12 protein-coding genes are annotated in these 15,162 nt (G+C 57.1%); 8 read left to right on the forward strand and 4 right to left on the reverse strand.

All coding sequences use genetic code 11. The features are described from left to right. Positions 1-40: 40 nt before the first annotated feature. Positions 41-1,861 carry a VCBS repeat-containing protein gene (locus VLX68_04050; GenBank protein ID HUI91402.1) on the reverse strand — a complete coding sequence of 607 codons (1,821 nt, stop codon included), beginning with the start codon at positions 1,859-1,861 and terminating at the stop codon, positions 41-43. 285 nt (positions 1,862-2,146) lie between these two features. On the opposite strand from VLX68_04050, the gene VLX68_04055 reads away from it, so the two are divergent. Together VLX68_04055 and VLX68_04060 are read left to right on the forward strand one after the other, a co-directional pair. Beyond that, the gene (locus VLX68_04055; GenBank protein ID HUI91403.1) at positions 2,147-2,644 is read left to right on the forward strand and encodes a hypothetical protein; all 498 of its coding nucleotides are present in this window, start codon (positions 2,147-2,149) and stop codon (positions 2,642-2,644) included. Between the two features lie 92 nt (positions 2,645-2,736). After that, positions 2,737-3,885 (forward strand): glycosyltransferase, encoded by a 1,149-nt coding sequence (locus tag VLX68_04060; GenBank protein HUI91404.1) that lies wholly within the window; start codon positions 2,737-2,739, stop codon positions 3,883-3,885. A gap of 84 nt (positions 3,886-3,969) precedes the next feature. Here VLX68_04060 and VLX68_04065 read toward each other — a convergent pair whose 3' ends face one another. The 3 genes from VLX68_04065 to VLX68_04075 all read right to left on the reverse strand — a co-directional run bounded on the left by VLX68_04065 (position 3,970) and on the right by VLX68_04075 (position 8,905). Then, a complete protein-coding gene (locus VLX68_04065; GenBank protein HUI91405.1) occupies positions 3,970-4,287 on the reverse strand; it encodes a hypothetical protein in 318 nt (105 codons plus the stop codon). A 242-nt stretch (positions 4,288-4,529) separates the two neighbouring features. After that, positions 4,530-7,352, reverse strand: a complete 2,823-nt coding sequence (locus tag VLX68_04070) for a DUF4982 domain-containing protein (GenBank protein ID HUI91406.1) — start codon at positions 7,350-7,352, stop codon at positions 4,530-4,532. 125 nt (positions 7,353-7,477) lie between these two features. Further along, positions 7,478-8,905 (reverse strand): nucleotide excision repair endonuclease, encoded by a 1,428-nt coding sequence (locus tag VLX68_04075; GenBank protein ID HUI91407.1) that lies wholly within the window; start codon positions 8,903-8,905, stop codon positions 7,478-7,480. A gap of 530 nt (positions 8,906-9,435) precedes the next feature. On the opposite strand from VLX68_04075, the gene VLX68_04080 reads away from it, so the two are divergent. From VLX68_04080 to VLX68_04105, 6 genes are all read left to right on the forward strand, one after another. Beyond that, positions 9,436-9,717 carry a hypothetical protein gene (locus tag VLX68_04080; protein ID HUI91408.1) on the forward strand — a complete coding sequence of 94 codons (282 nt, stop codon included), beginning with the start codon at positions 9,436-9,438 and terminating at the stop codon, positions 9,715-9,717. Positions 9,718-9,790: 73 nt separating this feature from the next. Beyond that, positions 9,791-11,374 (forward strand): murein biosynthesis integral membrane protein MurJ, encoded by a 1,584-nt coding sequence (gene murJ / locus VLX68_04085; GenBank protein HUI91409.1) that lies wholly within the window; start codon positions 9,791-9,793, stop codon positions 11,372-11,374. Positions 11,375-11,495: 121 nt separating this feature from the next. Further along, entirely contained in the window at positions 11,496-12,509 is a 1,014-nt protein-coding gene (locus tag VLX68_04090; GenBank protein ID HUI91410.1) for a hypothetical protein, read from the forward strand. Positions 12,510-12,643: 134 nt separating this feature from the next. Beyond that, positions 12,644-12,922, forward strand: a complete 279-nt coding sequence (locus VLX68_04095) for a hypothetical protein (protein HUI91411.1) — start codon at positions 12,644-12,646, stop codon at positions 12,920-12,922. Between the two features lie 445 nt (positions 12,923-13,367). Continuing rightward, positions 13,368-14,207, forward strand: coding sequence for a glycosyltransferase family 2 protein (locus VLX68_04100; protein ID HUI91412.1), 840 nt, complete (start codon positions 13,368-13,370; stop codon positions 14,205-14,207). Beyond that, complete coding sequence (locus VLX68_04105; protein HUI91413.1) at positions 14,161-15,159, forward strand: ParB N-terminal domain-containing protein; 999 nt, start codon at positions 14,161-14,163, stop codon at positions 15,157-15,159. The genes VLX68_04100 and VLX68_04105 overlap by 47 nt, the downstream gene beginning before the upstream one ends. The last annotated feature ends 3 nt before the right edge of the window (positions 15,160-15,162 follow it).

Raw genomic sequence — 15,162 nt, forward strand, 5'->3', positions numbered from 1 at the left:
ACGGACAGGAACATAAAACCGGCTCTGAACACAAAGTACCTCACCTCATCACCTTCCCCACCTCACTTCCCATTCCCTCATTCCCCGTCACCTTCACAAAATAGACCCCGGCCCTGTCCGTCATAATTTCAAGCTCGCCTTTGTCAACCAGGCTCCGGATCGTCCTTCCCCGTGCGTCAACCACTTCAGCGGCAAAGCCTTTGTCGATATTCACCTTAACCGCGAGCATTCTGGCCTCCCCGCCGATCCTGCACCGGATCATCCCGTTGTGCGTTTCCGCGCGCGCGGACCCCATGCCGGGCAGCGGTCTAGCCGCCGCGGTGGCGATCGGGACAAACCCGTCCCTGCGGTAATTGCCGCGACCGGTTCCCCACAGCACCGTTGCGTTCTTTGTCCCGGGCAACCGGTACGCCACGATTCCGCTCGACGACGTGTTGATCACGATCGACAGGTCGCCGCTGGTGTCTATTCTGTCAAGAGTCGGCGACGCCATTGCGCCGTTCCAGTTCGCGCCGCCGAACGTGTCCGGGAGCGCGATCTTCTGCAGCACGTTGGCCTGGTTGTCGAGGATGAACAGGTCGCCGGCGGTGTGTGAGCCCTCCTGCGTCCACGTGGTGAACAGCACCTCGGCCTTGCCGTCGTTGTCGAGGTCGGCCACCACGGGCGGGGACGCGAAACGGAAGAACGGGTCGCCGGCATGATAGACGGCAAACGGCCAGTTGCCGTGTTCTGTTTTGTCAAGGCTTACCGCGTGGACCTTGCCGTCGTACGACGAGAAGAGGATCTCCTTGAGGCCGTCGCCGTTGAGGTCGGCGACCACCGGGTCGGGCATGCAGGATTCGATCACGTTGTAGTCCTCCGACAGCGGCGCGCCGGACGCAAACGGGATGCTCCAGTCGTAGCCGCCTTTCTTGAAACGCGTGCGGTCGGCGTTGAAAATGAACAGGCCGGTGTATTTGCTGGGCGGATAGGTCCCGCTGCAGTCGTACACGTCGCCCGCGGCCACGAGCTCGTACGCGCCGTCGTTGTTGACATCCGCGATCACGGCCGCGCCATCGGCGAAATTGGCGCGATAGCTTTCCACCGGCGTGCCGTCGCACAGGCCGTACCCGCGCAATTCAGGAGCGGTGTCGACCCATGCGCCCACCTCGCCCCACACCTTGGTGCCGAAAATAGAGGAGGCCGGCACCGGCACCCCGGCCGGCGTGTAGGCGCAGATGTAATGCACGTCCGACGGCACCACGATTTCCGGCGTGCCGCTTCCCGAAAGGTCTCCGATTGCCGCGTTGTCGTTGTAAACGCCCGCGTCGTACCCCTTGTTCTTCGACCGCTGCGGCCAGCCGGGCATGATGGTCCCGTCGTACGAGCAGACCCAGGTGTTGAGCGAATCAAGCGCGGCCTGCGTGGCGATCAGCCGGAGTTTTCCTGTTCCGTCAAGGTCGGCCGCCGCGATGCCGCGCAGTTCGGCCGAAACGATCTGTTTGGTCCACAGGGTGTCGCCATCGTTGTTCCGCACGATGATGTTGCCGCCCGACGCCGCAACGATTTCCTGCTTTCCATCGGCGTTGATGTCCGCGACGATGATGCCCGACCAGACCCGGCTGCCGTTTTTGTTGAAGGAGGCGAGCACCTGGCCGTCGCTGCCGCGCAGGATGTTTATGGTGTAGCCGCCCGCCACCACCTCGCGTTTACCGTCGCCGGAGAGGTCGGCGACCGCGGGCGACGAATACCAGCCTGTCTCGCACCAGGAGGAATAGCAACCGCCGTGCGTCCATGAAAGGACCGGCGTATTGACGGTTGCGGAAAGGTCCGCGGCGCAGACGATCAAAACGGCAATCGCAAGGTGAGCCATATATTTCATATGAACCTCCGGATGAATGGGTTTTCTTTCTTCTCACCGGCCTCGTATAAGGGATCAAGGACGAAAATACCTTTTCATTATTTCGTTGGCAACACCGGCGATATTTCATTTCGCGACATATTGTAAACAGTGTCTGGAAAAAATTTCCGGCGTCGATTATTCTTTTATATGAGAGCAAATTTGTTGCCACATTACCTGCCCCCCTTCCCCGACCCAATTTTGCGTACTTTTTGGGGTCGCGTTATCGTAATTTATTTGTAAGAAGAATAAAGGAGCAGTATCATCATGAAACAAAATTCAATATCGCACAAACAGCCCCGTGACAAGGCCGCCGTTCCAAAAATCCCCCAATGCACGGCCTGCTGCGAAGGGTATCTGGAAGGTTGCGTGTACGGGCATCATTTCTATCTTGGCAGGCCCTGCCATTTCATGAAACCGGGCGGTTGTTCTATTTATGAAGACCGTCCCGTGGAGCCGTGCAGGCGATTCAAGTGCGTCTGGCTGACGGATGATATTCTTCCGGCATGGTTCCGGCCCGACAAGTCGAATGTCATCGTGACCTGGGAATCGTGGGGGCCCAACAAGAACTTTCCCTATCTCAAGGCGACCGAGCGGGGCGTCAAGATCGACTCCGCCGTGCTGAACCTGCTTTACATGTACCACGTGGAGACGAGAACGCCCATCACCGTCCAAATCGACCGGGGGTGGAGCCACTACGGTCCTTTTGAATTCGTCGAAGAAATGAAGCGGATAAGCCCTCCTTCCCCGCAAGGGCATTTGTAAGGGGCGGTTCCGGTCGCTCATCCGGTTGGATCATCTGAAGCGGTGGCACTGTTTGACAAATCCCCCAACGCATCCTATTTTTCTTCACTGCCATGCATCTCATCTTAATAATTTCATTCCTCTGCGCAATTCTCTCAATAATTTATTTCTCCGTCATCATTTTTCTCTGTAACGGCCTTTGCCGCATATCCCGTTCCTCAACGCCCCACCATCTTCGTTTCTCCATTGTCATCGCGGCCCGGAACGAGGAGCGCGTCATTGAAAAATGCCTTTTGTCGGTTCTATCGCAGACAATCGGGCCGGAACGTTTCGAAGTCATCCTTGTCAACGACCGCTCGACCGATGCCACCGCTGCCATCGCGGCGTCAGTTGCAAAAAGCCATTCCAATCTTTCCGTCGTCACCATTACCGAAACGCCGCAGGGCGTTTCTCCCAAGAAGCACGCCGTAATACAGGGAATACTGCGCGCAAAAGAAGAAATCATCGTGTTTACCGACGCGGACTGCATCGTGCAGCCGGCCTGGCTCGAAACCATTGACAGATATTTTGACGAAAACACGGGCATCGTCCAGGGGATCACCGCGTATGCGGAAACGCCCGGTATGAACAAACTCTTTTGGGGAATACAGGCAATCGATTTCCTTTCGCACGGCGTAGTGTCGGCCGCGGCCATCGGCGCGAACCTGCCGCTCAATTCAAACGCCAACAACTTCGCGTTCAGGAAAAAAGCGTTTGATGCCGCAAGCGGGTACGGCTCCGACAGCGCCGTGGTTTCCGGCGACGACGATCTGCTGCTGCAAAGGGTTTGGAGAAGCACGGGCTGGCGCATCCGGTACATGACCGACGCGGATGGAAAAGTGAATACACGCCCCACCGAAACGATAACGGGCGTTTTCGAGCAGCGCAAGCGCTGGGGATCAAAGACCGTGCATTACAATCGGATGCAGGTCGGACTGCTCTCGTCGGTATTCGTTTTTTATCTGGCAATTGCACTATTGTTCTTCGCAGGATTTTTCAAACCGGCATTTTTCGCGCCGTTCATCGCAATGTTTCTTGTAAAGGTTTTCGGCGAGGCAATGCTCCTGGTCCCCGGGACGCGCATGTTCGGCGAAATGGGCCTGAGGAAATATATTGTCCCGGCGTCTTTGATCCAATTGCCCGTTGTGATTTTTTCGGTGGTGATCGGGGTGTTTGGGAAATTTGTGTGGAAGGAACAGAAGTTCGGAAGGACTTCCAAATAAATTCCCTGCTCGCAAACCTCTTGCGTTTGCGTAAATAATAACGTTCATTTTGGGGGGAAGGAAATCATTTGACGACATTGACCGTTACCAGGCGCGGAAGAAATTGTATAGCTTGCTTGACGAGGCCAACACTTCACATTCGCCGATTCTCATTGAAGGCAAACGCGGCGGAGCCGTATTAATCGGCGAGGAAGATTGGTCGGCGATCAAGGAAACTTTGTACTTGGCGTCGATTCCAGGAATGCGTGAATCCATAAAAGCAGGCATGAAAACACCCTTGCGGAAAACCAGCAAGGTCATAAAATGGTAAAGTGGCAGCTTTACTATACAAACAAGCTCTAAAAGACGCAAAAAAGATTTCAGCCGCAGGTCTGCGATATAACGTCGAAAATCTTCTGTCAATTTTAGAATCAAACCCCTTGCATACCCCACCCCCGTATGAAAAATTAATCGGGGATTTATCCGGCGCTTTTTCAAGAAGGATAAACATTCAACATCGGCTTGCGTATCAGGTTCTCAAAGAAGAGAAAGCCGTGAAAATTATTCGCATGTGGACGTAGTACGAATAAAATGAACGCCTGAAATAACAAAAGGGACAGACCCTTACCCGTCCTGCCCCTTTTCTAATTTATCAATCTTAAATTTTACTTGGTGACCATCACCCTCTTCACCACTTTCCTTCCATCCCCCAGCGACACCTTCACAAAATAGACTCCCGCGCCCGAAAGCGAAGCGTCCTTCACCAAATGCCATCCCCGCGCCTGCAGGCTCGCGGGCAAGTGCGTGATCACCTTTCCGTTCGCGGCGAGCAGGTCGACAGCCGCCACGCACGGGTCGCTCAGGTAATAGCGCACGGTCGAGCCAAACACTCCCACCTTCACAAAAGGCAGCGGCAAGGACGATTGGTACGGATTTTTCGTGGGCTGGTACGCGATGGACGTCGGGCTTCCCACGACAAACGTGGTCGAGCCGGCGGTGAGGCCCGGCGACGTGGCGTTGACCGTCACGGTCCCGGTCGTAAACATGGTCCGCACCGCCACCTTGCACTTTCCGCCCTCGATCAGCAGCTCCGGATCGCCGGGCGCGTGCCAGGTCTTGGACTGCGTGGCGTCAACATACTGGTCGGAGCCCCCGCGGTACTGGCCCGGACCGGTCACGCTCCAGGTGATGTTGCCGGTCGCGGTGGGGCACCAGACGTTGTTCGCGTCCTGGACCGTGGCGAGGATGAGCGCCGCGTCGGAGCCGTTTGCCTTGAACGTGAATACCTCGCCGTCGGGCTTTACAATATGCGGATCCACCGTGAGCTGGATGTGGTCGGGATTGCCGGCCGTCTTCTGCGTGTCGGCGCACACCACGTTTCCGTTTCCGTCAAGGCCCTGGGCGATAAGGGTTCCCGAGGCCCAGGCGACGTTGTCCCACCACACCTCGCAGGGAAGCTGGGTGGTGGTCTGGGTGTGGTCGCTGTTCGGCGCAACGCCGGTGAGCCCGTTGGGCGCCTTTGTTCCCACGGCGGTGCCGTTGAGCAGCAGCTTTACCTGCGGGCAGTTGGAGAACCCGTAGACGCGCACCGTGCCCGACCGGTTCCAATGGTTGCCGAGCTTCACCGCCGGTTTGGTGGCGAACGGGATCCAGCACGACTGGTAGCCATAGTACAGGAGCTTGGGGATGCGGTTGAAATCCATCATGGAGCATTCAAACGACCTGCACTTGGGATACGTCGCGGTGTTCTTGTACGGCAGCGAAATGCCGTCTTCGCCGGGCGTCTCCGACATGTACCACTGCGCCATGCCGAAGCAGTTTGCCGCACGGCTTTTCACCCAGTCGTTCATATAATCGGCGCAGAACGCGAGCTCGTAATCGTATTCGAACCGCGCCATCCTGCCGTAGTCGCTCCACCATTCGGCGCCCCAGGCCGGATTGTTGGGATACTGGTTCTTCACGCCGATTTCGCATCCGACAACCGTGCAGGAAAGAATGTAGCCGTTGGCGGGGTTGGGCGTTCGGTCGGCGATCACGTGCGTGTGGATGGGGTCCCACGTCGCCGCAAGCTGCTGAAGCGACTGCGCGAACCCGGTCGCGATGGGCCCGTTGCTGATTTCCCACGCGAGGATCGACGGATGGTTCCTGTCGCGGATGATCACGTCCCTCTGTATCTCGTACTTGAGCTGCCCCTTGCCGCCGTCGGTCGCCGACGCGCCGTTGAAAGCGCCCTCGCCTTCGCCGCTCGGCTGGATCAGCATGATGCCCTCGTTGTCGCAGGCCTCCACGAACCCGGGGCTGCACGACGAATGGCCGGGCCGCCACAGGCTGCCGCCGATGTCGGCGAGCAGCTTGGCGTCGCGCCACTCTACTTCGGGCGGCAGCGCGGTCGCGAGCGCGGGATAGTCGTAGCGCGCGGACGCGCCGTAGAGAAGGTGCTTGTGGCCGTTGAAATACGGGAAGTTCGCGTCCCACGTGATCACGTGGATGCCGTAATCGTCCGTGAACACGTCGACCGTGGTGCCGTTTACTTTCACGATATGATACACCTTGTGCATGTACGGCGTGCCGTACGGGCTGTTGTTGGGATACCACAGGTGCGGGTTGTTCACCGTGGCGGTCTGGTCGAACACGTACGCGGTGCCTGCGCCGATGGACTGTGTCGCGTCGCCGGTCCACACCACGTTGTTGTTGTACGCGTCAACGATTTTCGTGGTGAGCGTGACGTTGGCCGCCGCCGTCCCCTCGTTCTGCACGTTCGTCTTGATGTCGATGGCGGCCGACGACCCGTCTGTGGCCACGGACGTGGCCCCCACGTAGGTTCCCCACTGGCTGACGCATGAGTAAACGTTGAGGGGCACATGCACCTTGTCGGTGATGTGCATCCACACCGGCCGGAAAATGCCGGCGTCGCCCTGGCCGAACCGGAACACCTCCGAGAAGCCCGGGTCGTTGTAGAACCCCTGGCTTTTCGACACGCGCGCCGCGAGCACGTTGTCGGCGCCGCCGAATTTCACCAGATTGGTGACATCGACGACGAACCCGATGAATCCGACCACGTGGGTCGCCTGCGGGTTTTCGGAGCTGTTTCCCGGCAGGAACGTGCCGTTCATGAACACCTGGACTCCCACGTGCACGCCCTCGAACTCTATGAATATTTTCTTGTCCGCGTATTTGCTGTCGAGCGTGAAATGCTTCCGGTACCAGAACGGCCCGCCCTGCATCTCGCCGTCGCCACCGCCCGAGGCCTCGTTGAGAAACGATTCGGTGTCACACCAGGTATAGGGAATGCCGACGTCGGGATACGATGCATCGTTGAGTGCGGTGTCTTTTCCATTCGCCGGATCGGACCTGATGAATTTCCAGGGCGTCTCGCCCAGGTTGATCTTGACCCTGTTACTCGGTTCCCCGGTATAGGTTTGCGCGCCGACCAATACCGCGGTAAAAAGCAGCGCCGTCAGCGTCAGTACCATGGCTTTTTTGAACATGAAAGCCTCCCCCTTTTTGGAAAGAAAATTTTTATTTAAACGAATAAAAAAAATTCCGGCATGCCTTCTTCCTATATTTATGATACCTCAGGATAGTAAAAATATACCGTATCTTGACAGTTTTGTCAAAAATTATTGGAGCAATCTTTCCAGTAGGCCCGGATCATTTCGCACACTTCAGGCGCCGACGACGACCTGCTCACCCATACAATGCACAGTTCGTCCTTGCGCTGCTTCACCCACCGCGTGGCGATTTCCTGCTCCGGAAAGTCGTCCGGCGACGGCGGGAGCGCACCGCTGAAAAAGAATTTGTCAAGCTCTGTTTCCATTGCCGGGACGTCTCTGAAATCGGAAAAGAAAGGCCTGAGCAAGATTTTCTGGTTCTTCCTGAACCAGAACGACATGCCCTTTTCCTTCTCCGCGTGCGGCAGCAGCACGATGCAGTCGTCAAGCGGTAAAAACGCGCCCTTGCGTTCCGCGATCGCAAGCTGCGTGTTGAGCAGGGGCGCGTGCTTCCGGATGAGCCGGTATTCATAAATAAGGCCCTCCAGCTCGGAGCCGCATTCGTGCGTGACGAGCTTGTGCGATTCGGCGCGCAGCCGCGAGAGCTTTTCGGGCGATTCCTCGGAGTCGCGGAAATAGCTCATGAGCCTGCGCCTGAGATTGGACGCCTTGCCGATATACAGGTACGCGTCATTTTTGGCTTTAAAACCGTACACGCCGGGCGCGGCGGGCGCGGCCGCGATGTCATCGTACGAGAATTCCTTTCCCGAAAAGTCAACGCCCGCCAGATCGGTCCGCTCCTGTGCCTCCAGATGGGCGATGTCGCCGAGTCCCTGTTCGGTGAGGAGCCGTACGAGCTCCTGCACGCATTTTGCAAAGCATTCGCCGTGCTTATAGGCATAGGTGAGCTGCGGCGACGTCCCGAACAGCACCTTGTGGCATGCGTCAAGCGTGAGCGGCCGCGGGAGCGGCAGCTTGGCGCACACGAACATGGTGCTGACGAGAACGGCGCTGTCGTCGAGGAACGCGCCCGCCTCCTGGGCAAGCAGGCCGAACGCCGACTGTTGGCGCCATGAAAGGAACACGGGCCGCCGTTTTTCGCATGCGGCAGTCAGGACGCCGGCCTTCCGCTCCCGCGGCTCATCTTCGAACGGCGCGTCGCGCACGCTTCTTAAAAGCTCCTGCTCTTCAAACGGCAATGCCGAAGGATCCTCGAGCCAGCGCCCGGCAAGCAGCTGCGGCGCCTCTGCGACGGACCACACCGACGCATACACCGCCGCTTTCGGGTTGTTGGGCAGCGCAAGCAAATACGCCGCGGCCCACGGCGTCTCGGCCAGGGTGTAGCCGCCTTGCTGCGGAACGGCGAGCGCAGAGGCGTGCCAGAGATTGTCGCTGCCGAAAGAGCAGCGCCGGTCCTTTGAAAGAATCGCCAGTATCGCCGCGTGCGCAAGTTTTTCATCAGGGTTTTTGAATTTAAGGATCTCCCGCGCAAGGACCGCGGAAGAAACCCCGTCATGAGCCCTGACATAAGCGACCATTGCGTCGTGCATGAGAAACGCTTTCCGTGATTACTAATCTAGCGTAAGTGGTAATAATAAAGTTTGGGCGTTCCCCTCGCCTTCGTAAACTCAGGCTCGGGTCGGTCTCCCTCCGGGCTCGGCTGTTCGCCTCGTTGCCGGACCACCCGAAGTCGCCTTCAGCGAGGGGTCGGCCGGCAATTCGCCCTAGCTCACCCTCCGGTCCACCTAACGCTTGGCATCAGTCAAGTACCACTCTCGTTTTCCTGCCATCAGCGGTGCAACGGTGCGCGGAGGACAGGATGTGTCCGGCCATCCAGCCATTTTGTATTATTTACCTTATTAAAACTACCTTTATGTTTCACGGCGGAGCAACTTGCAGCGCGGTTCATCATCGCGCCCTATTTTACGCACCTCGCGACCGCGGCGGCTACGAGAACGGCTTGTCAAGCAATTTCATCGGCGTCATTTACACATCGTAGAAAAAATTGTTGCGCGGAGCGTTTCACGCTGTTATATTATAGGTCATTCAATCACCATCTCACGAGAGGAGAACCACCATCATGGCAAAAATCGGCAGAAGTCAGCTTGTCGCCCTGCAGAAAAAACTGAAGACCGACGCCGCGATCGGCGAGCGTTTCGGTATCACCCGTCAAGCGGTCCACCAGCTCCGCCAGAAATACCGCATCGAGTCCGTGATCGCCAAAAACGGCGAGCGCAACGCCAAAATCGCCAAGGCGCACAAGGCGGGCACGTCCGGAACGGCCCTGGCAAAAAAATACGATCTGTCGGTTTCGCAAACCTACCGCATCATCAAGGACGCAAAAAAAGGCAAGAAAAAATAATTTTGCCGCACCCTTCACCCGCAGCAAGGCTCATGACGATTTCATGAGCCTTGTTTTTTGAAAACGGCGCACCATGACACAACCCGAACACGCATCCGGCGGCGCAGGCCTCAGCCGCTCCATCACCATCGCGTCGGTCATCATGATGACCTCGGTCCTGATCAGCAGGGTGATGGGCCTCGTGCGCGAGCAGGTGCTGTCGGGATTTTTCGGCACCTCGCCCGAGATGAGCGCCTACGTCGCTTCGTTCCTCATCCCCGAAATGCTCAACCACCTGCTTGCGGGCGGATTCCTCGCCATCACCTTCATCCCCATTTTCCAGAAATACCTCGTGAGCGGCGAGCGCGAAAAATCATGGCGCGTGTTTTCGAACCTTCTCACGATCGGCACCGCGGTGATGGCCGTGCTGGTGGTGGCGGGCATGGTGTGGGCCGGGGCGGTCGTGGGGCTGCTCGGAAAGGGCGCCCCCAGCGAGCTCACCATCAGGCTCACCAGGATCATCATGCCCGCGCAGCTGTTCTTCTACTGGGGCGCGTTTCTCCTGGCCGTGCAGTATGCCAACCACCGGTTCTTTCTCCCCGCGCTGCTGCCGCTCTGCTACAACTTCGGCATCATCGCCATGGGGATTATCTGCCAGCATTTTTTCCATCTCGGGGTGGAAGGGTTCGCCTGGGGCGTCCTTGTCGGCGCGTTCGTCGGCAACGTGCTGGTGCAGCTGCCCGGCGCGTTCGCGGTGGGCATGCGCTTCCGCCCGCTCTTTAATGTAAAGGACCCCGACCTCAAGCGGTACGTGCTGCTCACCCTGCCGCTCATGCTCGGCATCGGCATGACGCTTTCCAACGAGCTCTTTTTCCGATACTTCGGCTCGTTTCTCCAGAAGGGCGCGCTCGCGAGCATCAACTATTCGCTGAGGACGACCATGATATTCGTCGGCGTGTTCGGCCAGGCCGCCGGCGTGGCCTCGTATCCTTTTCTGTCAAGGCTCGCCGCGGAGCGGCGGTTCGGCGAGATGAACGGCCTGCTCAACGGCATCACCAGAAACATCGCGGCCTTTCTCATTCCGTGCGTCGGCGTCATGATCCCGCTTTCGTCGCAGATCATCGCCGTTTTGTACCAGCACGGCCGTTTCGACGCCGCGTCAACGGCGGCGACGGCGCCGGTGCTCGCGGTGTACCTCATCGGCGCGCTCCCCATGGCCGCAAGCACCATCGTCATGCGCGGGTTCTTCGCGGAACAGAAAATGGTCTTTCCCATGCTGGTCACCACCGCGGTCGCGCTCCTCAGCATCCCGTGCTACGTTCTCTTCAGCGCGCGCTACGGGGCCATGGGCATCGCGCTCGCGTCCACCGTGGCGATGTCGGCACAGTTTCTTGTCCTTTACTGGTCGTGGGAAAAGCGGCACCGGTTCATCGCCGACTTTGCGGCCACCGTATTCTACATGGCGAAGGCCGCAGTTGTCGCCGCAGCCGGCTTTGCAATCTGCTTCGGCATCAAGGCGCTCGCGGCCCCGCACACGGGCTCAGCAACATTCATGCAGAACCTCGCGCTCGCCGCAGCGGCGGGATTTCCCGCGCTGGTCGCCGCGGCGGCCTGCCTGCATTTCGCCGGGATCGTTGATCTGCGCGAAACGGCGCTCCGGCTTCGTAAAAAAACTTGATACATTCTTATAAGAAAAATGTAATATCTCTTTACTTCCGGCATGTGCGTTGTTTAATTTATGGGGGCTTTTTTTACGTGAGGAGCGCAACCAGTACCTTGATAACACGGAACGATATCCTGTGACAGCAGCCGATCCCCGCCCGTCCTACAAACGGCACTATACAAAATCAAGGCCGGTGCTTTTCAGCGTAAGCGCCGCGGTCGTCGTCTGCGCCGCATTCGTCATCCACTCAAAGACAGCGGCCCCGCAAAAATCCGCGCCGCCCGCGGCCGCCGCTTCCGCGTCCGTCGACTCATCATGCCTGCTGCCGGTTGATAAATGGCTGAACAAGAAGTTCTTCGCGCTCAGGAAGCCGCCGATGTTCAGGAAATTCGGGTATGAACTGTACCTCACCAATAAACTTTCCGCGGCTACCGCCGCCGTCGATACCGCGACCGAGGCGGAAAAACACCACGCCCGCTATTCCCTGCTCGCCGGCAAAACGCTCACGGTGACCGGCGTTGAGAAAGCCGGGCCGGAACATCTCGTCACCTTCTCGGAAGATAAGGGCGGCCGCACCTATTTCGCCAAAACGCACAACGGCGCCATCGAGGGCATCGCCCGCAGCGACGATCTCGACGGCGCGGCGCGGCGCTGGGCCGGAACGACCGTGTATTCGCGCCGCAGGTTCATCGACACCTACGATTCGTCAACGGGCGCCTACGGCAGGATCAAGGTGAGGATCCAGGACGCCCTCAAGGTGACGGGCGTGTCGTGGGGGCTCGCGCCGCTTCCGCCCAAGCCGCTCTGGCTGAACGTGGAGACCGCCGCGCACGAAAAGGGGTTCATTCCGGTGTGCTTGACATGGGCGAATGTCATGAGCGACAAGATCAAACCGGGGCCGCCGTGGGCCGAGGAGCTGTTCGAGACGAACCCCACGACCCTTTACTCATGGGACAGCCTCACCTGGGCCGCCATCAACGGCCACACCATCGTGAGCGGCATGACCAAGGAGCAGGTGCAGGTGAGCTGGGGCCAGCCGCACAAGGTGACCCTCGACACGGCGCAGCGCGGCTGCAGGGAGCAATGGCTGTTCGGAACGCAATATTTGTGCTTCGATCACGATACCGTAACCTCGGTCGGCGCGCGGTGAAAATAAATACCGTATTGTAAATACGCCCGGGCCGCGGGTCGTTGTTGTTGTCAATTTATTTTTTACAAATTATGCACATCACTTTGTACCGGTATTATATTTAATCAATCCACCTTAAAAAAGGAGAGGTCATCATGGCCAGACTTACCAAACAGCAGCTTGTCGCACTTCAGAAAAAACTGGGAACCGATCAGGCAATAGGCGATAAAGTCGGTGTCACCCGCCAGGCGATCCATCAGCTGCGCAACAAATACGGCATCGATTCGCTCATCGCGAAGAACGCCGAGAGAAACAAGAAAATCGTCGGCAATTACAAGGGCGGCAAGACGGGAACCGACATCGCAAAGAAATTCGACCTGTCCGTCTCGCAGACCTACCGCATCATTAGCCTTGCGGGAAAAAAGAAGAAGTAACGAACCTTTTATCGGCGATTGAATAACCGAGTTGCGTCCACATGGTGGTTCCGGGAATACTGCCATGTGGATTTTTTTTACTGTTTCTGCAATTTCCATTCTATCGGTAATGTAATTATCATTTGATGGGGGAAGTCTCCCCCGGCTTCCGCCGCGCCGCATATCCACTATAAAAAGTCAACCGGCGCGGCGGCGATCCGGGGGCACACCCCCTCTTTGGCGCCGATGCCTTTAGGGCTGGCGATCATTCGAGTGGCTGTCGTTACGTCAGTGGTAATAGAGAGTTCACACGATGGAAGAAGAAATATTGTAAGGGCATAAGTCAATAACGATCTCATTTCAGCACTTGCAAACAGAAGCATTATAAGTTAATTGGTTGACTGCTGATATCTTGTTCGTCAATAAAACATCTTGCCCATTATCAGGTCAAGTTGAACTTATCCATATGCCTCTTGTCTCCATCATCATTCCAACCTATAATCGCGCCGGGCTTGTCACCCGAGCCGTATGGTCGGTATTGTCCCAAACGTTTAACGATTACGAATGCATCGTGGCGGATGACGCGTCAACCGACAACACGGCCGACCTCGCCATTTTCACAAAGCCGCCGCCAAGGCTCAGGTATATCCGGCTTGACAATCATTCCGGCGTGTCAAACGCGCGAAATTCAGGCGTTGCCGCGTCATCGGGCCGATGGATCGCGTTTCTGGATTCCGACGATGAATGGTTTCCCCGAAAGCTGGAAAAACAGGTGCAGTGGCACCGCCATCATCCGGGCTTCGCCATTTCCCAGACAAAGGAGGTCTGGGTCAGGCGCGGCAGAAGGGTCAACCCGCCCAAAACGCACGAAAAGAAAGAAGGATATATTTTTGAGCAGAGCCTCAAGCGGTGCATGGTGACGCCTTCGTCGGTGATGCTTGCGCGCAGCCTGTTCCTTGACACCGGCGGGTTCGACGAATCGCTTCCTGCCTGTGAAGACTACGATTTGTGGCTCAGGATCACCTGCCGCTTTCCGGTGGGGCTTGTCAACGAATACCTTCTCAGCCGGTACGGCGGACACGGCGACCAGCTTTCGGCGACGGTCGCGGCGCTTGACCGGTTCCGCATCCGGAGCATGAAGAACTTGCTGGATTCAAACAGCCTTTCGCCCGGGCAAATAGTACTTGCGAGAATGGAAATCGTCAGAAAGGCCGTTATTGTCGCAAACGGATATAAAAAGAGGGGAAACCGGGAGGAATATGAGCGTTACTCGCAGATCGCAAAGTCCTTTTCAATCGGAGCCTGAGGTTCTCACCCTTTCGCGGGCAAACCGGTTCGAAAAGATTTCACTCCGTAATATTTTCCTGCCAAAAGACCTGCATGATGAAACCGCGCTTTCGCGGCAATTGCCCGCCGCCCAGCTCCTCAACCCCATTCTGGTTTCGAAAAGCGATTCGGGGACATATGAAATACTCGACGGATGCAAACGTTTTAAAACCATGAAGCAAAAAAAAATCAAGGAACGCATCTGCGGTATCCTTCCATCTCTTGATACCAGACAAAAAGGCCTGGTGAGGGTTCTTCTCAACAGGGGAAGGGCATTAAGCATGAAAGAACAATTTCTTTTTTATTCCTGGCTGACAACGTCAGCGGGGATTAAGGAAAAAGATGACCTCCGGCGGTTTCTTGACATTCCACGAAATCAAATGAACGATTTGGACGAACTGCTCGCCAGTCCCGGCGATGTCCGCGACGCGGTGTTCGAAAACAGGCTGCATGCCGCAAATGCCGCCGAGTTCCGGCTGCTTTCAGGAAAAGACCGGAAGAAGTTTCTGGAACTTTTTGCCGGCCTCGATCTTTCATTCCAGACGGAACGCGAATTCGTCCAATGGATGTCGGAAATAGTCCGCAATCAAAACAGCGGAATAAAGGATTTTTCAGGATTTGCGGAAATCGCATTCATCAAAAAAAACGGCGCCATCAATGCGCCTCAGAAAATCCAGAGGATAAATTCCTATCTTCGAGGCCTTCGGTTTCCGCGTTACGAAAACGCCCGCAGAAAATGGGAGGGGCTCGCGGCGAGCGTCAATCCCGATCCGTCAAAAGTGAGCTTTATGGCAAGCCCCTATTTTGAGAAAAACCGGCTGGAGGTGCGGCTGGTTTTTTCAAAACCGCAGGAGGCCGCGGGTATCCTGAAAAAGCTGTGCGATATACCGGAGAGCGCCTGGTCAAGCCTTATCAGCCCGCACGAACTTTAGGTT

The sequence above is a fragment of the Chitinivibrionales bacterium genome, from assembly GCA_035516255.1.
GTDB lineage: Bacteria > Fibrobacterota > Chitinivibrionia > Chitinivibrionales > FEN-1185 > FEN-1185.